Source organism: Micromonospora sp. IBSANI012 (assembly GCF_052814045.1).
Map to the genome: position 1 here is coordinate 2303300 of NZ_CP199933.1, position 23093 is coordinate 2326392.

Below are 23093 nucleotides of genomic sequence, written 5' to 3' on the forward strand. Positions count from 1 at the left end.
GTTGCCGATCCGGCGCCCCGGCGGTCCACTGAACTACATGGGTGACATTTTGGTCGGCACGTCCTCCTGGGCGGACCAGACGCTGCTGCGGTCCGGCTGGTACCCGCGATCGGCGAAGACGCCCGCCGACCGGCTCGGCTTCTACGCCCGCCACTTCGGACTGGTCGAGGTGGACACCTCGTACTACGCGGTCCCGGCGCCGGAGACCACCGCCGGCTGGGTCGAGGCCACCCCGCCCGGGTTCACCTTCGACGTCAAGGCGTTCAGCCTCTTCACCGGCCATCCGACGCCGGTGTCGATGCTGCCGAAGGACCTGCGGCCGGCCGGTGGCCCGGCCCGGATCCGCCGCCGCGAGCTGCCCGAGCGGGCGTACGAGGAACTCTGGCGCCGGTTTCGGGCGGCGCTCGAGCCGCTCGCGGCGGACGACCGGCTCGGCGCGGTGCTGTTGCAGTTCCCGCCGTGGCTGACCCGGGGCGAGGCCGCCCGGCGGCGGATCATGGAGCTGGCGGGGCGCTGCCGGCCCTGGCCGGTGGCGGTGGAGCTGCGGCACGCCTCGTGGTTCGAGGACGCGGCCGCCGCCGAGACGGTGACCTTCCTGCGCGACAACGACCTCGGCATGGTCTGCGTGGACATGCCCCAGGGCCACCCGTCCTCGGTGCCACCGATCATGGTCGCCACGGCCGAGCCGGCGGTGGTCCGGTTCCACGGGCACAGCGCCCACTGGGAGGGCGGCAGCAAGGAGGACCGGTTCCGCTACGCCTACTCCGACGGCGAGCTGCGCCGCTGGGCGGAGCTGTTGACCGACCTGGCGGAGGGCGCCGGGGAGCTGCACGTGCTGTTCAACAACTGCTGCGAGGGGCAGGCCCAGCACGACGCGGCCCGGCTGGCCGAGCTGCTCGGCGTGACCCCCGCGCCGGAGCGCGCCGGGGTGTGAGGCGGTTTGTCGCCCCGGGGCACGGGTACCGCGCCGGCAACGACAGAGAGGTGCCGCGATGACACAGGAACGACAGCCGGGCGTGCCGGACGACGCCGAGGCCCAGCGGGTCCGCGAGGCGGAGGAGGCGCACGGCGGCAGCATGGCGCCGGGACTGGTGGACGAGACGGGCCGGCCCGTCGCCGAGCCGCCGCCACCACCGGCCGGTGAGGAGGACGGCACCGGCTCCTGATCGACGGGCCCGGTCCCGGATGGACGCCGGCGGGGCCGGCCACGGATCTCCGTGGCCGGCCCCGCCGTGGTAAGTGGTCGGTGGGCTTCCCGTGCGGTCGTCCTGCCCCAGCCCGGCCCGCCACACCACAGTCAGTCCCGGGTGACCCCCTCCGGGTGCATCCCGGTGGCCTCCTCCAGCGCGTTGTCCGGCAGGTCCCCGCCGGCCGTGTCGTCGGGGAAGGTGCGTGCCGACGGCGCCGGGTCGGGCGGGGCGCCCGGCCCCGCCTCCGTCATCCGGGTCGGCTCCACCGACCCGAAGCCGTGCCGGCCCGCCGGCCCGGACGGTCCGCTCGGCGCGCCCGCGCGGCGCTCACCCCGCCGGCCCTCCGGCACGGCGGTCTCCTCGCTGCCCTCGTCCATCGGGTCGTGCTCGCCCGCGCCCCAGGGCGGGTCCGCGTCGAAGCCGTCCGTGGTGCCCCAGGGGGCGGCGGACTCCGGCCCCCGCCCCGCACCCCGCCTCGGTCTCTTGTTCGCCGTCATGGCCACCTCGCAGCTCGTCTTCCCGACCGGCTTATGGCGCCCGTCCCGACCCGGTACGCCGGCCGTCGCCGACGGCCACCGGTCGGGCACGGCGTTCAGCCGGCCATCGCCATCCGGCGCTGACGGTTGGCCGTGCCCATCGCCGCCAGCTTCCCGATCGACGACGGCGCGCTCATCACCCCGCCGGCGCGTCCCAGCATCCCGCGGAACACCTGGCCGGGCTTCTGCTGCTCGCCCATGTACGACGTGACCACGACCAGCGCCCCGGTCAGCGCCGGAACGGCCCACTGGAGCAACTTCATCTGCCGCTGGCAGGAGGCCACGTCGGACGGGGTCTGGTAGTTCGGCTCGGTGATCCCCTCGACCGGCGGGTTGCCGGCCTTCTCCAACCGCATGCCGAGCAACCGGCTGTATCCGGTCACCGCGAGCGCACCGATGGTCAGCGCCGTCTTGACCGCGCTGATCCTTCCCACGCCCCGCTGGCTGAACACCCGCGGGCTCTCCGTGGCCAGTTCGCCGACCGCGCCGGCCAGGTGGGCGCCGATCGCCGCCGCGTTCACCGGCGTCCAGCGGGACCACCCCGCCGAGGCGACCGGGAGTCGCTGAGTCGAGTCGCTGATCCGCGCCGCCGCCCCGTTGACGCCGAGCGCTCCCATCAGGGAGCCACCGAACCAGGCTGCCAGGCCCAGGTCGTGCATCGAGCGCAGTGCGGTGTGCCGTTCGGACATCTGATCCCCCTCCACCGTATTCGGGCGCAGCGGCATACCCGCCCGACGCGCGGCTACGCACCCGATCTCACCGGCGGTCGGGACGTCCCCTCCCGCGCCGTTCGTCCCGGCGGTGCCGTCGGGGAATCCGGTGGTTGGGGGCGGGCCGCTACGGCCGCTCAGCGGCGGGGCAGGCCCGCCGCGAAGGCCGCCACCCTGGCGGCCAGCGGCCGCCCGGCGCGGACCCAGGTGAAGTGGTCCAGCGGGGCGCCGGCCTCGGCGGTGGTGTAGCGGTCCCGGGTGACCGGCGCGGCGGTCAGCTTGGCGCAGAGGTGGTCCAGGGTGCCGTGCGGGGTGTACTGGTCGTCGTCGACGCTCACCGCCAGCACCGGCGTGCCGACCCGCCCCACCGCCACCTCGGCGTCCACCCCGTCCAGCACCGGGAAGCGCCCGGTCCGGGCGGTGTACGCCCAGTCCCGGATCACCCCACGCGCCTGCCGCCCGCCGAAGCCCCAGCCCGGCCAGACGCCGAGCGCCGCCGCGGTCGCCGCGATGCCCTGGGTGTACGGCAGCACCCCGTACCCACGGGCGCCCGGGTAGCTGCGCCAGTACGGCACGCCGACGGCGAGCAGGGCGAGCCCGTCGACCGCGTCCGCGCCGTGCAGAGCCAGGTGCAGCAGGGCCGCCTGCCCGCCGAGGGAGTGCCCGAGCAGCAGCCGGGTACGCCCGTCCAGCCGGGGCTTGAGCGCGTCGAGCACCGCCCCGACGTCACCGGCCAGCTCGGCGTAGCCGTACCGGCAGGCGCGGCTCGGCGCGGGAGTGCTGGCGCCGGTGCCGCGCAGGTCGGCCACGACGACGGCCAGGCCGGCGTCGCGCAGCGCGGCGGCGAACGGGCGGTAGTAGCGGGCCCGGACGCCCATCGCCGGCCAGAGCACCACCACCGGCGCGCCGGCCGGCCCGTCCGGTTCGGGGTAGACCTGCACCCCGATGCGCGCGCCGTCGACGTCGACGAACTCCTGGCTGTACTCGATGTCCCCGCTCACCGCCCCAGCCTAAGCGGAAGCTACCGGCGGGTAGCAACGGGTGTGCCCCGCTCCACCCGCTCCACGGCGGCCAGCACCGCCGGCACGTCCAGCGCGGCCAGTGCCGGGTGCACGGCGGCGGCGTCGACCGGTTGCCGCTGCCCCACCCAGAGCGCCTGATGCCAGGGCCGGTCCGGCGGGGGACCCCACTGCGCGGGCGGCACCGGGCCGAAGAGCAGCACCGACGGGGTGGCGTAGGCGGTGGCCAGGTGACCGATGCCGGTGTCGCCGCTGACCACCAGGCGGGCGTGGGCGACCAGCGCGGCCAGCTCCCCGAGACCGGTCTCCCCGGCCAGCACCGCGCCGGCCGGCAGCCCGGCCAGGGCGCGCACCTGCTCGGCGATGCTCCGCTCGCCGGCGGTGCCGGTGACCACCACCCGGTGTCCCCGGGCGGTGAGCGCCCGGGCCACCTCGGCGAACCGCGCCGGCGGCCAGCGCCGCTGCGCAGCCTTCGCTCCCGGGTGGACGATGCTCACCCCGGTCGGCGTCTGCCCCGGTTCCGGCCAGCGCAGGGCCAGGTCGGTGCGGTCGGCGGGGATCCCGTACCAGGCCAGCATCCGGCACCAGCGGTCGATCTCGTGCTCCTCGGCCCGCCAGTCCGGGCCGTCGCGGTGGCCGGCCTCGGCGTTGGCGAAGGCGAGCAGCCGGCCCGGCCGGACCCCGGCGAGCATCCGGTGCGACTGCGGGCCGCGACCGTGCAGGTTGACCGCCAGCTCCGGCGGCGGGCCGGGCCACGCCAGGTGGCCCAGCCCGTCCGCCTCGACCAGCCGGTCGACCGCGCCGACCAGGTCGACCAGCGGGGCCAGCCAGCGCGGCGCGATCAGCGCCAGCTCCTCGTCCGGGTACGCGGCCCGCACCGCGCGCAGCGCCGGCACCCCGGTCGCGAGGTCGCCGACGCCGAGCGCCCGTAACACCAGGATCACGGGTACGACGACTCCTGTTCGGCGCAGACCACCAGCTCGCGTACCGCGCAGCCGGGTGGCTGGGCGAGGGCGAACATGACGGCGGCGGCGGTGTCGGCCGGGTCGTTGAGGATCGCGTCCGGACCCGGCTTGTACCGGTCGTCCCGGTCGTCGAAGAAGGCCGTCCGCATGCCGCCCGGGATCAGCAGGGTCACCCCGACCCGGCCGGCCAGTTCGGCGGCGAGCGCCCGGGTGAAGCCGACCACCCCGAACTTCGCCGCGCAGTACGCGGTGGCGTCGCTGACCGCCTTGATCCCGAGCGTCGAGGCGACCGTCACCACCGTGCCGTGCGCGCGCTCCAGGTGCGGCAGGGCCGCCCGGACGGCGGCGGCGGTGCCGAGCAGGTTGATGCCGACGATCCGGTCCCAGGTCGCGCCGTCGATGTCGGCGAGCTTGCCGGGCACGTCCATCCCGGCGGCGGTGACCAGGCCGGTCAACCCGCCGGCCTGCTCGGCGACGCGCAGGGTGGCCTCCTCGGCGGCGCGGGTGTTTCCCAGGTCGCACTCGACCCACGGCACCCCGTCGGCCGGCGGCTGCCGGTCCAGCACGTACGGCCGCCCGCCGGCCTTCGTCACAGCGTTCACCACCGCCGCGCCGAGGCCGCTCGACCCGCCGGTGACCAGCACCGCCGATCCGTTCAGATCCCTGCTCATCGTGCTCCCTTGACCAGTCGGGCGCCGCGCGAGCGCGCGGCGCTGATCGTCGCGGTGGTGGACCGGCCCGCCAGGTAGGGCACGGTCACCACCCGGCCACCCCAGCCGCGTACCAGCTCGGCCTCGGGCAGTTCGGGGGCGCCGTCGCCGGCGTAGTCGCCGCCCTTGACCCAGACGTCGGGGCGCAGCCGGGCCAGCGCGGTGGCCGGGGTGGGCTCGTCGAACACCACGACGGCGTCGACGCAGTCCAGCGCGGCCAGCAGCCGGGCCCGGTCGGCCTCCGGGTTGACCGGGCGGTCCGGACCCTTGAGGGCGCGGACGCTGCGGTCGGAGTTGAGGCAGACCACCAGGCAGTCACCCAGCCGGCGGGCCGCCTGGAGGGTGGCGACGTGCCCGGCGTGCAGGATGTCGAAGCAGCCGCCGGTGGCCACCACGGTGCCGCCGTCGGCGCGTACCCGAGCCACCAGCTCCTCGGCGGCGGACGTTGGGCGGCGCGACGTGGCCGGCTCGGGCTCCCGGCGGGCCAGCCCGGCCGCCCCGCCGGCGGCGACGTACGCGGACGCGGCGGCGACCGCCTCCTGCACCGCCTCGGAGGTGACCGCCCCGGCGGCCAGCGCGGTGGCCGCGGTGGCGGCGAAGCGGTCCCCGGCGCCGCAGGTGTCCTCGGCCCGTTCCAACTCGGACGGTGGCGGCACCACCAGCGGGGTGCTGCCGGAGTGGCAGAGTACCGCGCCGTCGGCGCCCATCGTCACCGCCACCGCGCCGACCCGCCAGCGCCGACGCAGCTCGTGCCCGGCGCGGGTGGCGGTGGACAGCGGCGACCCCGCGCCGGCGTCGCCGGTGAGCTGTCGCAGCTCGGCGAGGTTGGGGGTGGTCAGCCGGGCGCCCGGCACCGCGATCGGCCCCCGGGGGTGCGGGTCCCAGACCACCGGGGCGCTCGCGTCGGCGAGCGCGGCCCGCAGCGCGGGCTGCCGGACCAGGCCCCGGCCGTAGTCGCTGACCAGGATGGCGCCGGCCGAGGCGAGCACCTCCAGCGCCGCCTCGGGCGGCTCGCCGGGGGGCCGTGGCTCGCCGCCACGGTCCAGCCGCAGCAGGGTCTGGCCGCCCGCCCGGAGCCGGATCTTCTCCGGCGTCGCCCCGGGCAGCCGCAGCGGGTACAGGCGTACCCCGGCGGTGGTGAGCAGTTCGGCGATGCGGGCTCCGGCGGCGTCGTCGGCGAGCGCCGTCACCAGCGCCACGTCGGTGCCCTGGGCGGCGGCGAGCAGCGCGGCGAGCCCGGCGCCGCCGGGCCGGTCGATGCCGACCCGCTCGTCGAGCACCGGCACCGGCGCGTCCGGGCAGACCCGGTTCACCGCGCCCTCGACGTCCCGGTCGAGCAGGGCGTCGCCGACGACCACCAGCGGCCGGCTCACGACGGGCACCCGCGGCGGCTCGACCCGTGCCCGTTCGGCCCGTGCCCGTTCGGCCCGTGCCCGTTCGGCCCGTGCCCGTTGGCACCGTGGCCGTTGGCGGCGTGTCCGTTGGCACCGTGGCCGTTGGTGGTGTGACCGTTGAGGGCGCGCCGGTTGATCGCGGGGCCGTTGCCGGCAACGGTGAGAGCGGGTGCGTCGGCGCCGCCGGGGAGCCGGCCGGTGAACTCGACGGTCCGCTGCCGCGGGGCCGCCGTGCGCGGCAGCCGGCGGACCAGCGGCAGCGCCTCGTCGACGTACTCGCAGAGCAGGTGCAGCGAGACCAGGTGCAGCTCCTGCACCACCTGACTGTCCGGCGAGGGCACCGCGAGCACGTCGTCGCAGACCTCGGCCAGCGGGTTCGGCGCGGGACCGGTGAACGCCCAGCAGCGCACCCCGACCTCCCGGGCCGCCTCCACCGCCCGCAGCAGGTTGGTGCTGGTGCCGCTGGTCGACAACAGCAGCAGGATGTCGTTCTCCCGGCCGTGGGCGCGCACCTGGCGGGCGAAGACCTCGTCGTAGCCGTAGTCGTTGCCGATCGCGGTCAGCGACGACGTCTCGGCGTGCAGCGCGATCGCCGAGTAGGGCTCCCGGTCGTCGCGCAGCTTGCCGACCAGCTCGGCGGTGAGGTGCTGGGCCTCGGCGGCGCTGCCGCCGTTGCCGGCCGCCAGCAGCCGGCCGCCGGTGGCCAGCGTCCAGGCCAGCTGGGTGCCCCAGCCGGCCAGCCGCTCGGCGGTACGCCGGTACGGCAGCAGCGCGGCGGCCAGCCCGGACAGGTGCCCGTCGAGGGCGGACATCGCGTCGTTCATCAGGCCACCGCCGGGGCGACTCGACCGACCGTGCTGACCGTGGCGTAGACCGCGCTCAGCTGCTCGGCGCAGCGCTTCCAGGAATACCGGCTGCGGATGCGGTCCAGCGCCGCCGTGGCGTACGCGAACCGGCGCACCCGGTCGGTGAGCAGCCGGCGGATCGCGGTGCCCAGGGCGCGCGGGTCGCGCGGCGGCACCAGATCACCGGTCAGCCCGTCGACCACGGTGTCGGCGATGCCGCCCACGTTCGTGCCGATCACCGGCACGCCGCAGGCCATCCCCTCCAGCGGGGTGAGCCCGAACGGCTCGTACCAGGGGGCGGCCACGAGCACGTCGGCGGAGCGGTACCAGGCGCCCATCTCCTCGCGCGGGACCGCGCCGACCAGCTTGACCCGGTCGGCGACCCCGCAGGCCTCGGCGACCGCGCCCAGCCGGCGGGCGAAGCTGTCGGCGGGCAGCAGCTCGGCCGCCGGGCCGCCGACCACCACGCACTCGGCCTCCGGTACCGCCGGCAGCGCCCGGATGACGTCCTGGAAGCCCTTGCGCTCGACCATCCGGCCGACGGTGAGGATGCGCGGGCGGGCCGGGTCGCGGGGCGCGACCGGCCCCTCCGGACGGAACATCTCCTCGTTCACCCCGGACGGGACCAGTGCCATCCTCGACCGCGGCACGCCCAGCCGGACCAGCTCGCCGATCTCGTCCTGGCACTGGACGATCACCCGGTCGGCCGCCCGGCCCAGCGCCCGTTCGTAGCCGACCCGGCCCGGTGGACTGGTGTCCCGGGCCCCCTGGTGGCGGCGCTTCACCGAGCCCAGCGCGTGGTACGTCAGCACCACCGGCGTGTTGGTGCGCCGGCCGGCGTGCAGGGTGGCCAGGCCGCTCATCCAGAAGTGGGCGTGCGCCACGTCCGGCCGCCAGCCCTGGTCGCCCCACTGTTCGGCCATCCACCGCCCGAACTCGCCCATGTACGGCAGCAGCTCGTCCTTGGGCACCCGCTGCGCCGGCCCGGCGGGCACGTGCCGCACCTGGTAGCCGGCGGCGGCGTCGACCACCTCGGGCAGGTCGGCCGCGTCCCGACGGGTGTAGACGCGCACGTCGTGCCCCTCGCCGACCAGGGCCGCCGCCAGTTCGGCGACGTGCGTGTTCTGCCCGCCCGCGTCCTCCTCGCCGAGGACGGCGAGCGGGCTGGCGTGCTCCGAGATCATCGCGATGCGCATGTTTCCTCCTCAAGGATCCGGTCCCAGTCGGCGAGGAACCGGTCGAGCCCGAAGCGTTCCTTCGTCACCTCCCGCGCCCGCGCGCCCAACCGGTACGCGGCGTCGCGGTCCTCCGTCAGCCAGCGGGCCGCCTCGACGAGCGTGTCGACCCGGGTGGAGAGCACTCCCGCGTCGGGTGGCACCGCGTCCACGGCCTCGGTGGTGGCCAGCGCGACGACCGGCATGCCGATCGTCATGGCCTCAATCAGGCTCAGCCCCAGCGACGTCCACCGGCACAGGTGCAGGTACGCCCGCCGCCGGGCCAGCTCCGTGTGCATGACGTCCTGCGGCGGGTCGTCGTGGCTGGCCAGGCGTTGCCCGGGCAGCCCGAGCCGGTCGGCCAGCCCGGTCACCCCCATGCCGAAGACGTCCAGCGGGGCGACCTCGGCGAAGCGGGGCATCAGGTCGGTGCCGGTGACCCGCCAGCGCCGGATGGGTTCGTTCGTCACCACGGCGAGCCGGTCCAGTTCGCCGGTCCACTCCACCTTCGGCGGCACGATGCCGTGCTCGACGACGGCGGTGCGGGTGCCGCCGTTGTCCCAGAACAGCTCGTTGAAGTGGGTGACGTGGGTGAGCAGCAGGTCGTCCCGGTCGGCCATCGGGTGGCGGGTGGTGGGCACGTCGCCCTTGGGGGTGTTGTGCTCGACGTAGATCGCCGGCAGGTCCCGCCCCGGCCGCCGGCGCAGCCAGCGCTCGGCCAGCTCCAGCTCGTCGGGGCGTTGCAGCACGACCACGTCCACGTCGGCGTCGGCCAGTTCCTCGGGGGTCATTTCGACCGCGCCGGCCGGCCACGGGTAGGTGCGGGCCCGGCCCAGCCCGTACGGGCCGCGGTCGGGGGTGACCGGCACCAGGTAGCGGTGCCTGCCGTGCACGAAGGACGTGGTCCAGGAGCCGTGCACGTGCCAGAGCAGGACGTTCATGACCCTCCTTCAGCGTCGGATTCCGGTGGTGAGCAGGCGGACCGCGGCGACCACCTCGGCCGGGTCGACCCCGGCGGTGAGGCAGGGGTGGCCGGGTACCGGGCAGCGGGTTGCCCGGCTGTCCCGGCAGGGCGCGGCGGCGTCGCCGAGGCGGACCAGCGGCACCCGGTAGGGCGCCCACTGGCCGAAGGGGACGGTGGGGGCGAAGAGGCTGACGACGGGTACGCCGACGGCGGCGGCGAGGTGGGCGGGGCCGGTGTTGCCGACCACCAGGCAGCTCGCTCCGGCGAGGACTCCGGCCAGCTCCGCCAGGCCGGTGCGCCCGCCGAGGTCGGTGCCACCGGCGGCGGCGACCCGGGAGGTCAGCACGGTCTCGGCCGGCCCCCCGGTGACCACTACCCGATGGCCGCTCGCGGCAAGCCTGGCCACGATCTCCACCCACTGCTCAGGCGGGCAGGCCCGGGCCGGCACCGACGCTCCGGGGTGCACCACCACGTACGGGCCGTCGGGACGGGCGGTCGGGGGCGCCTCGACGCGCAGCGTCGGCTCCTCGCCGACGGGCAGGCCGAACCCGGCGGCGGCGGCGAGGGAGAGCGCCCGCTCCGGCTCCGGCACGCCGACCGGCACCCGGTGCCGCACGTCCAGCAGGGAGCCGGGGTAGTCGTCGCTGATCGCACTGATCCGGCCCACGCCGGCCAGCCGCAGCAGCAGCGCGAGGGGGAGCGCCGACTGGTGGAAGGAGGTGAAGACGACCGCCTCGTCGGCGCCGACGGCCGTGAGCCGGGCGGTCAGCGCGCGGATGTCGTCCGGGTCGACGGGCGGGGGATCGCCGTCGATCCAGGGCAGCGGCCATTCGACGATCTCGTCGACGCCGGGGAGCAGGTCGGCGGCGGCCCGGCCCCGGGGGCCGCAGAGCAGCACCACCCGCCGCGCCCCGGCCGCGACGGCCCGGATCGCCGGGCCGGTGACCAGCACGTCGCCGGCGGAGTCGCTGCGTACCACGAGGACGGTGCCGGCGCGGCGCGGCGCGGTGGGCCGGACGGCGGCCTGCCGGCGCAGGATCTCGTCGACGGCCGTGGGCAGGTCGCGGGCGACGTGCGGAGCGGCGGCGACCTCCTCGGGCCGGGTGACCGGGGTGGGCACCAGGACGCCGGTGGCGCCGGCGGCGAGCGCGGCGGTCATGTCCCGCCCGATGTCGCCGACCATGACGCAGCGCCCGGGGGAGGTACCGAGCGCGGCGGCGGCCGCGTGGACCATCCCCGGCGCGGGCTTGCGGCAGCCGCAGCCGTCGCCGTCGTCGTGCGGGCAGATCTGCCAGTCGTCGAACGGGCCGAGCAGCTCCTCGATCCGGGCGTGCACCGCCCGCATCTGGTCGGTGGTGAAGAGCCCTTTCGCCAGACCGGACTGGTTGGTGACCACGCCGAGGCGCAGGCCGGCGGCGCGCAGTCGGTCCAGCGCCTCGCGCGCGCCGGGCAGCGGACGCACCTTCTCCGGGTCGCCGTTGTACGGCACGTCCTCGACCAGGGTGCCGTCCCGGTCGAGCAGCACCGCGTCGAAGAGGTCGTAGGTTGTCGCCGCACCCCCGTTCATGGCAGACCAGTTGCCCGGGGCAGGGGGTGTAAACATCAACTCTGCGCTCCGGCGGGGTCACCGTCCGCACCGGAGGGTCGGTGTCGCCACCAGCCGCGTACCCAGTGGGCGACGGCGACCGGCGGGATGAGCGCGCTGGTCAGCAGCACGGTGGACACCTCGTCGCGGGTGCGCGGCCCGGGCCCGATCCGCACCGCGGCGAACTCGGCCGTGCCTGCCGCCCAGCCCAGCGCGCCGGCGGCGGCGACCGCGCCGAGCACCCGGCGCGGCGCGCCGTCGCGGGGCAGCACGGTCCGCAGCGCGGCGGCGGTCACCGCCAGCGCCCCGGCCGCGGTGACCGCGACGTGTCGGGGCCGCCGGCCGGGCGGCAACCCCAGCTCGGCGCGCCAGTCCGGGCCGTAGAGCCGGCGCAGCAGCGCGTCGTCGGCGTTGCCGCGCTGCACCCGCAGGCTGACCCAGCGGTCCTCCGGCCGCACCGGGTGGGTGACCACCCGCCGGCCCCGGACCAGCTCCCACCCGGCGCGGCGGACCCGGTGGGCCAGCTCGGCGTCCTCCCGGTAGGCCCGGGGGAAGCGTTCGTCGAAGCCGTCGACCGCCTCCAGCGCGGCCCGCCGGTACGCCATGTCCGCCGTGATCCACTCGCCCTCGGCCAGGCCGGCGGTGCTCCGCTCCCAGTCGGTGGGGCGCCGGTCGGCCGGCAGCGGCACCGCCACCGTCCCCTGCACCCCGCCGACCCGGTCACCGACCGCCAGGTCGGCGCGCAGCCGCCGGGCCCAGTCCGGTGCCGGCACCACGTCGTCGTCGAGGAAGACCACCCAGGGCCGGCGGGCCGCCCGCCAGCCGACGTTGCGCGCCGCCGCCGGGCCCGCGCCGCGACCGGTCACCACCTTGGCGTACGCGGACAGCGCCCCCGGCACCGCCAGCTCACCGGCGGCGTCGCGCCGGTCGTCGACCAGCAGGATCTCCACGTTGGGCAGCTCGGCGAGCTGCGGGGCGAGGGCGTCTAGCAACGTGCCGAGGCTGGGCCGGCCGAGGGTCGGCACCACGATGCTGATCACCGGCCACCGCCGAGCGCGCCGCGGCGCACCGCGAACGGGCCGAGGGCCAGCAGCTCCACCGGGGCGGAGCCGAACAGCTCCATCGCCTCGCGCGGGGTGTCCACCATGGGCCGGCCGGCGGTGTTCAGCGACGTGTTCACCACCACCGGCAGCCCGGTGAGCCGTTCGAACTCGGCCAGCAGCTCGGCGACGAGGGGCTCGGTGTCGGTGTGCACGGTCTGCACCCGGGCGGTGCCGTCGACGTGGGTGACCGCCGGGATGCGGTCGCGCCACTCCGGCTTCACCCGGTGCACGAAGAGCATGTACCGGCTGGGGAAGACCCCGTCGAAGATGTCGGCGAAGCGTTCGGCGCGGACCATCGGCGCGATCGGGCGGAACTGCTCCCGCCCCTTGACGTCGTTCATCCGGGCGGTGGTCGCCGGGTCGCCGGGATGGGCCAGCAGCGAGCGGTGTCCGAGGGCGCGCGGGCCGTACTCGCTGCGCCCCTGGTACCAGGCGACGATGCCGTTGTCGGCGAGCACCCGGGCCGCCTCGGCGGCGATCGAGTCCGGCCGGAAGTACGGCAGCGCCGCCCGGCGCAGCTCCGCCTCCAGTTCCTCGTCCGACCAGCCGCGGCCGAGGTCCGCCCCGCTCATCGGCGTCGCCCGGTCGCCGAGGGTGCCGGCGACGTGCAGGGCGGCGCCCAGCGCGGTGCCGGAGTCGCCGGCCGCCGGCTGCACCCAGATGTCCCGGTACGGCCCCTCGGCCGCGAGCCGGGCGTTCGCGACGCAGTTCAGCGCCACCCCGCCGGCCATCGCCAGGGTCGAGGCGCCGCCCGAGGCGTCGTACAGCCAGCGGGCCAGGTCGAGGATGACCTCCTCCAGCCGGGCCTGCACGCTGGCGGCCAGGTCGGCGTGGTCTTCGGTCAGCTCGGCGCCCGGCTCGGCGGCCTTGGCCAGGCTGGCCCAGTCGATCCGGTCGACGTGGAAGCCGCCGGAGTCGGTGACCCGTACCAGCTCGCGCAGCAGTCCGAGGTGCTTCGGCCGGCCGTACGAGGCCAGCGCCATCACCTTGTACTCGTCGCTGGAGTGCAGGAAGCCGAGGTGGCGGGTGAGGTCCTCGTAGAGCAGGCCGAGCGAGTGCGGCAGCTCCTGCGAGTACAGCGGGCTCAGTTCGCCGGTGCGGTAGACGCCGGCCAGGTGGCTGGCCACCTCGCCCCGGCCGTCGAGCACCAGGACGGCGGTGTCGTCGCCGGCCGGCGGGGCGGCCAGCCCGGCCGAGGCGGCGTGCGCCACGTGGTGCGGGACGAACCGCACCTTCTCCGGGTCGAGGCCGGGCAGGGCGGCGGCGAGGAACTGCGGGGCCCGCCGGGCGTAGTCGACGCGCAGCCAGTCCCACGGGTCGGCCAGGCCGAGGTCGGCGGCGTCGCGGCACAGGCCGGGGTCGAAGGAGTAGGCCACCGCGTCGAGGCTGTCGACGTCGACGCCGGCGCTGGACAGGCACCAGGCCGCGGAGAGTTCCGGCAGTTCCCAGGCGGAGAACGGGACCGGTCGCTTGCCGTGCTTGCGGCGGCTGAACCGTTCCTCTTCGGCGGCGGCCACCACCTGCCCGTCGACCACCAGGGCGGCGGCCGGATCGTGGAAGATCGCATTGATACCGAGGACGCGCATGGCAGGGTCCGTACCCTCGCCTTCACCTCCTAACCGGTAGATCATCGACTTCTCCCGCCGGCCGCGAATCTCCAGGTTGGAGATTCGCGGCCGCCGCGAGTCCCACCGGACCGGTCAGACGCCGCCGCGCAGCATCCCCGGCCCGAACACCTCGTACGCGATCCGCTCCACCGGTACGCCCCGCCGCAGCAGCCCGCCCCGGACCTCGCTCATGAACGGCAGTGGCCCGCAGAGGTGCACGTGCGCGTCGGGGGAGAGCGGGATCAGCTCGGGGTCGATCCGGCCGCTGGCCACCTCGGCGGTCAGCGCCGCCGGGTCGTCGCCGTCGGTGGTCCGCTCGTACCAGAGCTTGAGCCGCAGGTTGGGCAGCCGGGCGTGCAGCCGGGGCAGTTCGTCGCGGTGGGCGTGCGCGGCCTCGTCCCGATCGGCGTGCACCAGCACCACCGGCCGCTCGGGCGCGGTGGCCGCCAGGTGCTCCAGCGCGGACATCGCCGGGGTGAGCCCGATGCCGGCGCTGACCAGCAGCAGCGGCCCGTCGCCGGCCACCGCGCTGACCTCGCCGAAGGGCGCGCTGAGCCGGAGCGTGTCGCCGGGCGCGGTCCGCTCGTGCAGGACGGTGGAGACCAGGCCGTCCGGCGCGCCGCCGACGCCGCGTACCCGCTTGACCGTGATCCGCCAGTGGTCGGCGCCGGGACGGCCGGAGAGGCTGTACTGCCGGATCTGCTGGCCGAGCCCGCCGTCGAGGTCGACGGCGACCGAGACGTACTGCCCGGGGACGAAGCCGGGGACCGGGCCGCCGTCGGCCGGCACGAGGGTCAGCGAGACGACGTCGGTGGCCTCCGGCACCACCCCGGTGACCCGCCAGTCTCGCCAGACCGCGCCGCCCCCGGCCACGCCGGCCGTCGTGCAGAGGCGGGCCTCCCGGGCGATGAGTTCGCAGGCCATCAGCCAGTACACCTCGTCCCAGGCCGCGGCGACCTCCGGCGTGACGGCCGCGCCCAGCACCTCGCCGATGGCGGCCATCAGGTGCCGGCCGACGACCGTGTACTGGTCGGGGGTGATGCCCAGCGAGGCGTGCTTGTGCGCGATCCGGTCCAGGATCGCGTTCCACGCCGGCCCACCGGTGCCCGTCAGGTGCTCGGCGTACGCGACGACGGAGGCGGCCAGCGCGGCCTTCTGCTGGCCCGTCGCCTGGTTGCCCCGGTTGAACAGGTTGAGCAGCTCCGGGTGGGCGGCGAACATCCGCGGGTAGAACCGGCCGGTGATCTCCTCCCCGTGTGCCCGTACGACGGGCAGGGTCGCGATCACCACGGCCTTGGACGATTCCGAGAGCACGGCGCTCCTCCTTCTGCGTTGCCTACGCGAGCACTTAAACAGGAATCTGAGATACCTCTTCAGGGCCGAAAGTCCCGGGTCCGGTGTTGCCGGCGTCACGGTCTCCCGGCCCCTGTCCGGGCCGGGACGCGCTGGCTAGGGTCGGTACGTGAAGCTCAACCGGTCCACCGACATGGCGCTGCGGATCGCCATGCTGACCGCGCCGGCGTCGACCCGGACCACCGTCGACGAGCTGGCCGAGCGGCTGGACCTGCCCCGCAGCCACGTCGCCAAGGTGGTGCAGCGGCTGCAACGGCTCGGTGTGCTGGTCACCATCCGGGGGCGCTCCGGCGGCGTGGCCTTCGCCGAGGGCGCGGAGGAGCTGACCGTCGGCCAGGTGGTGCGGGCCTTCGAGGGCGAGGGTGAGGTCGTCGCCTGCGAGGAGTCCGGCTGCGCGCTGCGGGCCGACTGCCGGCTCCGCGTCCAGCTGCGCCGCGCCCAGGCCGCCTTCCTCGCCGTCCTCGACGACGTCCGCCTCGGCGACCTCGCCGGCAACCCCGCCGCTCCCGTCCTGCTCACGCTCACCGCACGCCCGCGTACCCCCTGAGGACGTCCGCTGGTCACCGCCCCGCGCCTCCCCGATTCCGGCCCCTGGCTGCCGCGTTTGCGTGGGCTGGCCCGGTGGTGCGGGCGTGGGGCGGCGGTGCGGTGGCGGACGGGCGGTAGCGTGCGGGACGAGCCGCCCACGTCGATGCGGAGCGCCGATGTCCAACTCCCGGGTGTCCCACCCGCTGTTCGCCCGGTTGTTCGCGCGGGCGAGCGTGGCCCTGGACCGGGCCGGCGCGGCCGAGCACCGGCGTCGACTGGTCGCCGGCCTGCGCGGGCGGGTGGTCGAGGTGGGCGCCGGCAACGGCCGGATGTTCGCGCACTACCCGTCCGAGGTGGACGCCGTGCTCGCGGTGGAGCCCGAGCCCTGGCTGCGCGCCGCCGCCCGCAGCGCCGCCGACCACGCGCCGGTGCCGGTGACGGTCACCGACGGGCTGGCCGAGGCGCTGCCGGTCGCCGACGCCAGCGTCGACGCCGTGGTGATGTCGCTGGTGCTCTGCTCGGTCCCCGACCAGTCCGTCGCGCTGCGGGAGGCGTACCGGGTGCTGCGTCCCGGCGGGTGGTTGCGCTTCTACGAGCACGTCGCCGCGGGCACCCCCGGGCTGCGCCGGACGCAGCGGGTGGTCGACGCGACCTGCTGGCCGCTGCTCTGCGGTGGCTGCCACACCGGGCGGGACACGGTGTCGGCGATCGTCGCGGCGGGCTTCAGCGTGGTCCGGCTGGACCGGTTCCGCTTCCCGCCCGGGCGGTTGCCGGCGCCGGCGTCGCCGCACGTGCTGGGCGCCGCGATCCGGCCCTGAGGCGGGCGGGTGCCCCGTCGGGGGCGGCCCGGGCGGGCGCCACCCCCGACGGGGCACTCAACCGACGGTGACGGTGCCGTCGGGCGCGCGCACGCAGGAGATCGCCCGGGAGGCGGTCGCGGCGGCGCCGGTCAGGCACCGGCCGAGCACCTTGTGCCCGGCGGCGTTCGGGCGTGATGGGCGTCAATGGGTGGTAACGCGTTCGTGCAACGTCCGACACGTGTGTGGCACGCGTGGCACCGCGCGGCCCGGCCCCGGGGAACACCCCGGCGGGGACCGGCGTTGCTGCCGGGAGACCGACACCCGGCGCCCCGGTTGCGATGGCTCCAGCGGGGCTGCGCGGTTGTGTCGGGGCGTGCGGCTAGGCTCGCTGCGGCGCGCCGCGCGTGGAGATCGAGTCAGGGTGGATCAAGACGGTGAGCGGCACCACACCGCCGAGACCTGGGAGTACGACCAGTTGACCGCACAGCCTGAGACCCTCTACGGGGCCGACGACCTCACCCACCTCGAGGGCCTGGACGCCGTCCGCAAGCGTCCCGGCATGTACATCGGCTCCACCGACAGCCGTGGCGTGGGTCACCTCGTCAACGAGATCCTCGACAACTCCACCGACGAGGGTGTCGCGGGTCACGCCCGGAAGGTCGAGGTGACGCTGCACGCCGACGGTTCGGTGCAGGTCGACGACGACGGCCGCGGCATCCCCACCGACGTGCACGCCAAGTCCGGCATCTCGGGGGTCGAGCTGGTGCTCACCCGGCTGCACGCCGGTGGCAAGTTCGGCGGCTCCGGCTACAAGACCTCCGGCGGCCTGCACGGTGTCGGCGCCTCGGCGGTCAACGCGCTCTCCCGCCGCTTCGACGTCACCGTCCGGCGCGGCGGCAAGGTGCACGCCATGTCGTTCCGGCACGGCGTGCCGGGGATCTTCGACGGCGACGGCCCGGCCGCCCCCTTCACCGCCGGTCCCGGGCTGCAGATCGTCGGGGCGATGAAGCGCGGCCAGCGCACCGGCACCTCGATCCGCTACTGGCACGACGCCCGCTACTTCGAGACCGGCGCGACGCTCGACGTCGACGCCGTCCGGATGAAGCTGCGCAACACCGCCTTCCTGGTGCCCGGCGTCGACTACCGGCTGCGCGACGAGACCGGTGAGCAGCCCGCCGAGGAGCGCTTCCACTTCCCCAACGGCCTCACCGACATGGTCGAGTTCCTGGCCCCGGCCGGCGACCGGCCGGTCTCCGGCACCCTGCTGGTCACCGGCGAGGGCACCTACCGGGAGAACGCCGCGGACGCCAACGGCGTGATGCAGTCCAACGTGCAGCGCCGCGCCGAGGTCGAGGTGGCCTTCCGCTGGGGCACCGGCTACGAGCGCACCGTGGAGTGCTTCACCAACACCATCCGCAACGCCCACGGCGGCACCCACCGCAAGGGCTTCGAGCGGGCGCTGGCGCGCACCCTCGCCGACGCCGTACGCAACACCCGTGGCCTGCTCAAGGCCAAGGAGGAGCCGCCCACCCTGGACGACGTCCTGGAGGGGATGACGGCCGTGGTGCACGTGCGCATCCCGGAGCCGCAGTTCACCTCGCAGACCAAGGACGAGCTCTCCACCGCCGGCATCACCAAGGTGATGCAGTCCCTGATCGAGCAGCACCTGAAGGCGTGGCTGGAGGACCGGCGCACCAAGGCCGAGGCGCGCACGGTGCTCCAGAAGATCGTCGACGCGGCGCGGGTCCGGCTCACCCAGAAGCAGCAGAAGGACGCGGCCCGGCGCAAGACCGCCCTGGAGGGCGCGTCGATGCCGGCCAAGCTGGTCGACTGCCGCGCGGCCGGCATCGACCGCAGCGAGCTGTTCATCGTCGAGGGTGACAGCGCGCTGGGCACCGGTCGGCTCGCCCGGTCGGCGGAGTACCAGGCGCTGCTGCCGATCCGCGGCAAGATCCTCAACGTGCAGAAGGCGAACCTCCAGCAGGTGCTGGACAACGCCGAGTGCGCCGCGATCGTGCAGGTGCTCGGCGCCGGCTCCGGGCGTACCTTCGACCTGTCGGCCCTGCGGTACGGCCGGGTCCTGATCATGGCGGACGCCGACGTGGACGGCGCGCACATCCGTACCCTGCTCATCACGCTCTTCGCCCGCTACATGCGGCCGCTGATCGAGGCCGGTCGGCTCTTCGCCGCGATGCCGCCCCTGCACAAGATCACCACCAAGGGGCGCAACCCGCAGACCATCTACACCTACACCCAGGCCGAGATGGAGGCGACGGTCCGCAAGCTGGAGAAGGCCGGCAAGCAGATCGTCACCCCCATCCCGCGCTTCAAGGGCCTCGGCGAGATGGACGCCGACGAGCTTTGGGAGACCACGATGAACCCCGCCACCCGGGCGGTCCGCCGGATCACCCTCGACGACGTCGACGCCGCCGAGCGGATCCTCGAACTGCTGATGGGGGAGAAGGTCGAGCCGCGCCGCAACTGGCTGATCGACTCCTCCGACCGGGTCGACCGGGAGGCGATCGACGCATGAGCACCGGGTCCGTTCGAGGGGAAAGCTGACGATGGCACGCCGCAAGGAAGACCGCGCCAAGGTGGACCTGTCCGCCTTCGACCAGGCCGGCGCGCGGGTCTTCGACAACCCGCTGGTCACCGAGGTCTCCGACTCCTACCTGGAGTACGCCTTCTCGGTCATCCACTCCCGCGCCCTGCCCGACGCGCGCGACGGGCTCAAGCCGGTGCACCGGCGCATCCTCTGGTCCATGCATGAGGCCGGCCACCGGCCGGACCGGGGGCACGTGAAGTCCGCCCGGGTCGTCGGCGACGTGATGGGCAAGTACCACCCGCACGGCGACACCGCGATCTACGACGCGATGGTCCGGCTGGCCCAGGACTTCTCGCTGAACGCGCCGCTGATCGACGGGCACGGCAACTTCGGTTCCCCGGACGACGGCCCCGCCGCCGCGCGCTACACCGAGGCCCGGCTCTCCCGCGAGGCGATGCTGCTCGTCGGCGAGCTGGGCGAGGACACCGTCGACGTCGAGCCCAACTACGACGGCTCGCTGACCCAGCCCACCGTGCTGCCGGCCGCCTTCCCCAACCTGCTGGTCAACGGCGCGTCCGGGATCGCGGTCGGGATGGCGACCAACATGATCCCGCACAACCTCGGCGAGGTGGTCTCCGCCGCCCGCTGGCTGATCAACCACCCGGACGCCGACCTCGACAAGCTGATGGAGTTCGTCCCCGGCCCCGACCTGCCGACCGGCGGCCTGCTGCTCGGCCTGGACGAGGTGCGCCGGGCGTACGAGACCGGGCGTGGCGTGGTCCGGATGCGCGGCCGGGTCGAGATCGGCCCGCTGGAGGGCAGCCGCGGCCGGCAGGCGATCACCGTCGTCGAGCTGCCGTACGGCGTCGGCGCGGAGAAGGTCATCGCGGCGATCACCAACGAGGTCACCAAGACCAAGCGGCTGACCGGCATCGCCGACGTCAAGGACCTCACCGACCGGGAGAGCGGCACCCGCCTGGTCATCGAGTGCAAGGTCGGCGTCAACCCGCAGGCGCTGCTGGCCGACCTCTACCGGCTCACCCCGCTGGAGCAGTCGTTCGGCGTCAACAACCTGGTGCTGGTCGACGGCCAGCCGCGCACCCTCGGGCTGAAGGCGCTGCTGGAGGTCTTCCTGGCCCACCGCTACGAGGTCGTCACCCGGCGCAGCGCGTACCGCAGGCGCAAGCGCGAGGAGCGGCTGCACCTGGTCGACGGCCTGCTGATCGCCCTGCTCGACATCGACAAGGTGGTCAAGCTGATCCGGGCCAGCGACGACGCCCAGGCGGCCAAGGACGGCCTGATGCAGAAGTTCAAGCTCTCCGAGATCCAGGCCACCTACATCCTGGACACTCCGCTGCGCCGGTTGACCAAGTACGACCGGATCGAGCTGGAAGCCGAGCAGGAGAAGCTGCGCGGGGAGATCGCCGAGCTGTCCAAGATCCTCGACGACGACAAGGTGCTGAAGAAGGTCGTCTCCGACGAGCTGTCGGCGGTGGTGAAGCAGTTCGGCGCGCCGCGGCGTACCACCCTGGTCGACGGCGACCTCAAGGAGGTGCTGGCGGCGTCGGTGCCGGCCGGCCCGCTGGAGGTGGCCGACGACCCCTGCCAGGTGATCCTCTCCGCGACCGGGCTGGTGGCCCGCACCGCGGCCGAGTCGGAGGAGGCCGCCGAGGGGCGCCGGCGCAACGGCCGGGTCAAGCACGACACGGTACGCGCCGTCGTGCACACCACGGCCCGGGGCCGGGTGCTCCTGGTGACCAGCGCCGGCCGGGCGTTCAAGATCGACGTGCTGCCGCTGCCGGTGCTGCCGGAGCAGGCCGGCACGGTCTCGCTGCGCGGGGGCATGTCCGCCGCCGAGCTGGTGCCGCTGGAGGCCGGCGAGACGGTGGTCGGCCTGGCCCCGCTCGGGGCCAGCGCGCAGGGCTCGCCGGGCCTGGCGCTCGGTACCCGGCAGGGCGTGGTCAAGGTCTGCGCGCCGGAGTGGCCGGTCCGCTCGGACGAGTTCGAGGTGATCGGCCTGCGCGAGGGGGACGAGGTGGTCGGGGCGACCTGGCTCACCGACGGCCAGGAGGCGCTGACCTTCATCACCTCGGAGGCGTCGCTGCTGCGTTTCGCCGCCACGCTGGTCCGCCCGCAGGGGCTCAAGGGTGGCGGCATGGCCGGCGTCAACGTGCCCGACGGGGCGCGGGTGGTCTGGTTCGGAGCGGTCCGCACCGACGACCCCGGGCACGGGGAGCCGATGGTGGTCACCTCCACCGGCGCGACGGTCAAGGTGACACCGTTCGGGGCGTACCCGGCGAAGGGGAGGGCGACCGGCGGCGTGCGCGCGCAGCGGTTCCTCAAGGGCGAGACGGACCTGGTGGTCGCCTGGGTGGGCGCCCGGCCGGTCGGTGCGACCGCCACCGGCGACCCGGTGGAGCTGCCCCCCGCCGACCCGCGCCGCGACGGCTCCGGCTTCGCGGTCATGCTCGGCCCCACGGTCCTCGGCCACCTCATCGAACGCTGACCCACCTGCCTGAGGGGCCCGGGGGCTGACGCCCCCGGGCCCCTCCGCGTCCCACCCGCCCCACCCCGCGCCCGCCCGCCTCGTTGATCATGAGGTTGCCCGTGCGGATTGTCCGACTCCGCGCCGTCAACCTCATGATCAACCGACAGGGGTAGGGGCGGGGGTCAGAGTTCGGGTTCGGGGGCGGGGCGGGTGGCCGGGGTGGTGCCGCGGAGGTGGGCGATCAGGCGCATGCCGTGGTAGATGAGCAGGGCGGCGGCGGTGCCGAGGGCGATGCCGTTGAAGGAGAGGTCGCCGGCGGTGAGGGTGTAGTTGGCGGCGCCGACGATCACGGCGACGGCGGCGGTCATCAGGTTGACCGGGTCGTGGAAGTCGACCCGGTTCTCGATCCAGATCCGCGCGCCGAGAATGGCGATCAGGCCGTACAGCGCGGTGGTGGCGCCGCCGAGCACGCCGGCCGGCACGGTCAGGATCAGCGCGCCGAACTTCGGGCTGAGCCCGAGCAGCACCGCCGCCAGCCCGGCCACCCAGTACGCGGCGGTGGAGTAGACCCGGGTCGCCGCCATCACGCCGATGTTCTCCGCGTACGTGGTGGTGCCGGAGCCGCCGCCGGAGCCGGCGAGCACGGTGGCCAGGCCGTCGCCGAGGAACGCTCGGCCCATGTCCCGGTCGAGGTTGCGGCCGGTCATCGCGGCGACCGCCTTGACGTGCCCGGCGTTCTCCGCGACCAGCACCAGGATCACCGGGATCACCAGCACCACCGCGCGCAGGCTGAAGCTGGGCGCGTGGAACTGCGGCAGCCCCACCCAGGCGGCGTCGCGCAGCCCGTCGACCGCCTTCGGGTCCAGGTCGCCGAGGACGGCGGCGAGCGCCCACCCGACCACCACGCCGAGCAGGATGGACAGTCGGGCCAGGAAGCCCCGGAAGGCCACCGTCGCCAGCAGGATCGCGGCCAGGGTCGCCACCGCGATCAGTGGCTGCGCCTTGACGCCGGTGCCACTGCCGCCGCCGTCCCAGGCCACCGGGGCCAGGTTCAGGCCGATCAGCGCGACGATCGCGCCGGTCACCACCGGCGGCATGAGCGCGTCGATCCAGCGCGCCCCGGCGAGCTGCACCACCACCCCGACGAGCGCGAGGGCGACGCCGGCGACGACGATCCCGCCGAGCGCCGGGCCGATGTCGCCGCCGGCCTTCGCGGCCAGCACCGGGGCGATGAACGCGAACGACGAGCCGAGGTACGACGGCAGTCGGTTGCCGGTGATCAGCAGGAACAGCAGCGTGCCGATCCCGGAGAAGAAGAGCGTGGTGGCCGGCGGGAAGCCGGTGATCAGCGGGACGGTGAAGGTGGCCCCGAACATCGCCACCACGTGCTGCACACCGACACCCACCGTGCGGGGCCAGGAGAGCCGTTCACCGGGGTGCACCACGTCGCCGGGGGTGACGGACCGGCCGTCGCCGTGCACCGTCCACGGTGCCCGGCGGGAAGTGGGGGACTGGGTCATCGCGGCCCTCCGCGTCG

General features: G+C 75.1%; 19 protein-coding genes and 1 pseudogene. 6 read left to right on the plus strand and 14 right to left on the minus strand.

Going from position 1 to position 23093, the window contains the following annotated elements; all coding sequences use genetic code 11:
• Positions 1-37: 37 nt before the first annotated feature.
• Positions 38-934, plus strand: a complete 897-nt coding sequence (locus tag ACTWM8_RS10560) for a DUF72 domain-containing protein (protein WP_446213647.1) — start codon at positions 38-40, stop codon at positions 932-934.
• A gap of 58 nt (positions 935-992) precedes the next feature.
• Positions 993-1166 carry a hypothetical protein gene (locus ACTWM8_RS10565; protein ID WP_446213648.1) on the plus strand — a complete coding sequence of 58 codons (174 nt, stop codon included), beginning with the start codon at positions 993-995 and terminating at the stop codon, positions 1164-1166.
• Positions 1167-1297: 131 nt separating this feature from the next.
• Here ACTWM8_RS10565 and ACTWM8_RS10570 read toward each other — a convergent pair whose 3' ends face one another.
• From ACTWM8_RS10570 to ACTWM8_RS10630, 13 genes and pseudogenes are all read right to left on the minus strand, one after another.
• Complete coding sequence (locus ACTWM8_RS10570) at positions 1298-1687, minus strand: hypothetical protein (RefSeq protein WP_446213649.1); 390 nt, start codon at positions 1685-1687, stop codon at positions 1298-1300.
• Positions 1688-1782: 95 nt separating this feature from the next.
• Entirely contained in the window at positions 1783-2415 is a 633-nt protein-coding gene (locus tag ACTWM8_RS10575) for a hypothetical protein (protein WP_446213650.1), read from the minus strand.
• Between the two features lie 158 nt (positions 2416-2573).
• A complete protein-coding gene (locus ACTWM8_RS10580; protein WP_446213651.1) occupies positions 2574-3437 on the minus strand; it encodes an alpha/beta hydrolase family protein in 864 nt (287 codons plus the stop codon).
• Between the two features lie 20 nt (positions 3438-3457).
• Positions 3458-4399, minus strand: coding sequence for a glycosyltransferase family 9 protein (locus ACTWM8_RS10585; protein WP_446213652.1), 942 nt, complete (start codon positions 4397-4399; stop codon positions 3458-3460).
• Positions 4396-5091 (minus strand): SDR family oxidoreductase, encoded by a 696-nt coding sequence (locus ACTWM8_RS10590; RefSeq protein WP_446213653.1) that lies wholly within the window; start codon positions 5089-5091, stop codon positions 4396-4398. The genes ACTWM8_RS10585 and ACTWM8_RS10590 overlap by 4 nt, the downstream gene beginning before the upstream one ends.
• Positions 5088-6503, minus strand: a complete 1416-nt coding sequence (rfaE2, locus tag ACTWM8_RS10595; protein WP_446213654.1) for a D-glycero-beta-D-manno-heptose 1-phosphate adenylyltransferase — start codon at positions 6501-6503, stop codon at positions 5088-5090. Before rfaE2 ends, ACTWM8_RS10590 begins: the two co-directional genes overlap by 4 nt.
• A 269-nt stretch (positions 6504-6772) precedes the next feature.
• Positions 6773-7348, minus strand: a pseudogene (locus ACTWM8_RS10600) (D-sedoheptulose-7-phosphate isomerase); the annotation flags it as partial.
• The gene (locus ACTWM8_RS10605) at positions 7348-8565 is read right to left on the minus strand and encodes a glycosyltransferase (protein ID WP_446213655.1); all 1218 of its coding nucleotides are present in this window, start codon (positions 8563-8565) and stop codon (positions 7348-7350) included. The pseudogene ACTWM8_RS10600 and the gene ACTWM8_RS10605, both read right to left, overlap by 1 nt.
• The gene (locus ACTWM8_RS10610; protein ID WP_446213656.1) at positions 8550-9524 is read right to left on the minus strand and encodes a glycosyltransferase; all 975 of its coding nucleotides are present in this window, start codon (positions 9522-9524) and stop codon (positions 8550-8552) included. The genes ACTWM8_RS10605 and ACTWM8_RS10610 overlap by 16 nt, the downstream gene beginning before the upstream one ends.
• 9 nt (positions 9525-9533) lie before the next feature.
• Positions 9534-11150: an HAD-IIIA family hydrolase gene (locus ACTWM8_RS10615; RefSeq protein ID WP_446213657.1), complete on the minus strand. Its 1617-nt coding sequence runs from the start codon at positions 11148-11150 to the stop codon at positions 9534-9536.
• Entirely contained in the window at positions 11150-12172 is a 1023-nt protein-coding gene (locus tag ACTWM8_RS10620; protein WP_446213658.1) for a glycosyltransferase family 2 protein, read from the minus strand. Before ACTWM8_RS10620 ends, ACTWM8_RS10615 begins: the two co-directional genes overlap by 1 nt.
• The gene (locus ACTWM8_RS10625) at positions 12169-13821 is read right to left on the minus strand and encodes a carbamoyltransferase family protein (RefSeq protein WP_446213659.1); all 1653 of its coding nucleotides are present in this window, start codon (positions 13819-13821) and stop codon (positions 12169-12171) included. The genes ACTWM8_RS10620 and ACTWM8_RS10625 overlap by 4 nt, the downstream gene beginning before the upstream one ends.
• 114 nt (positions 13822-13935) lie before the next feature.
• Positions 13936-15156, minus strand: a complete 1221-nt coding sequence (locus ACTWM8_RS10630) for a globin domain-containing protein (RefSeq protein WP_446213660.1) — start codon at positions 15154-15156, stop codon at positions 13936-13938.
• A gap of 148 nt (positions 15157-15304) precedes the next feature.
• Between ACTWM8_RS10630 and ACTWM8_RS10635 the strand changes: the two genes are divergently transcribed.
• The 4 genes from ACTWM8_RS10635 (at position 15305) to ACTWM8_RS10650 (ending at position 21574) form a co-directional block, all read left to right on the plus strand.
• On the plus strand, positions 15305-15742 hold the full coding sequence (locus tag ACTWM8_RS10635) for an RrF2 family transcriptional regulator (RefSeq protein WP_446213661.1): 438 nt from the start codon (positions 15305-15307) through the stop codon (positions 15740-15742).
• A gap of 157 nt (positions 15743-15899) precedes the next feature.
• Complete coding sequence (locus ACTWM8_RS10640) at positions 15900-16541, plus strand: class I SAM-dependent methyltransferase (RefSeq protein WP_446213662.1); 642 nt, start codon at positions 15900-15902, stop codon at positions 16539-16541.
• 403 nt (positions 16542-16944) lie between these two features.
• Entirely contained in the window at positions 16945-19056 is a 2112-nt protein-coding gene (locus ACTWM8_RS10645) for a DNA gyrase/topoisomerase IV subunit B (protein WP_446213663.1), read from the plus strand.
• A 31-nt stretch (positions 19057-19087) separates the two neighbouring features.
• Positions 19088-21574: a DNA gyrase/topoisomerase IV subunit A gene (locus ACTWM8_RS10650; RefSeq protein WP_446213664.1), complete on the plus strand. Its 2487-nt coding sequence runs from the start codon at positions 19088-19090 to the stop codon at positions 21572-21574.
• A gap of 164 nt (positions 21575-21738) precedes the next feature.
• Here the strand turns inward: ACTWM8_RS10650 and ACTWM8_RS10655 are convergent, their stop codons facing one another.
• On the minus strand, positions 21739-23076 hold the full coding sequence (locus ACTWM8_RS10655; protein WP_446213665.1) for a uracil-xanthine permease family protein: 1338 nt from the start codon (positions 23074-23076) through the stop codon (positions 21739-21741).
• Positions 23077-23093 lie beyond the last annotated feature (17 nt).

Bases quoted from the DNA above. Each gene is read 5' to 3' on its own strand.
- ACTWM8_RS10650 (WP_446213664.1), top strand. From the start codon at position 19,088: ATGGCACGCCGCAAGGAAGACCGCGCCAAGGTGGACCTGTCCGCCTTC.
- ACTWM8_RS10590 (WP_446213653.1), bottom strand. From the start codon at position 5,091: ATGAGCAGGGATCTGAACGGATCGGCGGTGCTGGTCACCGGCGGGTCG.
- ACTWM8_RS10625 (WP_446213659.1), bottom strand. From the start codon at position 13,821: ATGCGCGTCCTCGGTATCAATGCGATCTTCCACGATCCGGCCGCCGCC.
- ACTWM8_RS10610 (WP_446213656.1), bottom strand. From the start codon at position 9,524: ATGAACGTCCTGCTCTGGCACGTGCACGGCTCCTGGACCACGTCCTTC.
- ACTWM8_RS10570 (WP_446213649.1), bottom strand. From the start codon at position 1,687: ATGACGGCGAACAAGAGACCGAGGCGGGGTGCGGGGCGGGGGCCGGAG.
- ACTWM8_RS10575 (WP_446213650.1), bottom strand. From the start codon at position 2,415: ATGTCCGAACGGCACACCGCACTGCGCTCGATGCACGACCTGGGCCTG.
- ACTWM8_RS10640 (WP_446213662.1), top strand. From the start codon at position 15,900: ATGTCCAACTCCCGGGTGTCCCACCCGCTGTTCGCCCGGTTGTTCGCG.
- ACTWM8_RS10655 (WP_446213665.1), bottom strand. From the start codon at position 23,076: ATGACCCAGTCCCCCACTTCCCGCCGGGCACCGTGGACGGTGCACGGC.
- ACTWM8_RS10565 (WP_446213648.1), top strand. From the start codon at position 993: ATGACACAGGAACGACAGCCGGGCGTGCCGGACGACGCCGAGGCCCAG.
- ACTWM8_RS10560 (WP_446213647.1), top strand. From the start codon at position 38: ATGGGTGACATTTTGGTCGGCACGTCCTCCTGGGCGGACCAGACGCTG.
- ACTWM8_RS10605 (WP_446213655.1), bottom strand. From the start codon at position 8,565: ATGCGCATCGCGATGATCTCGGAGCACGCCAGCCCGCTCGCCGTCCTC.
- ACTWM8_RS10615 (WP_446213657.1), bottom strand. From the start codon at position 11,150: ATGTTTACACCCCCTGCCCCGGGCAACTGGTCTGCCATGAACGGGGGT.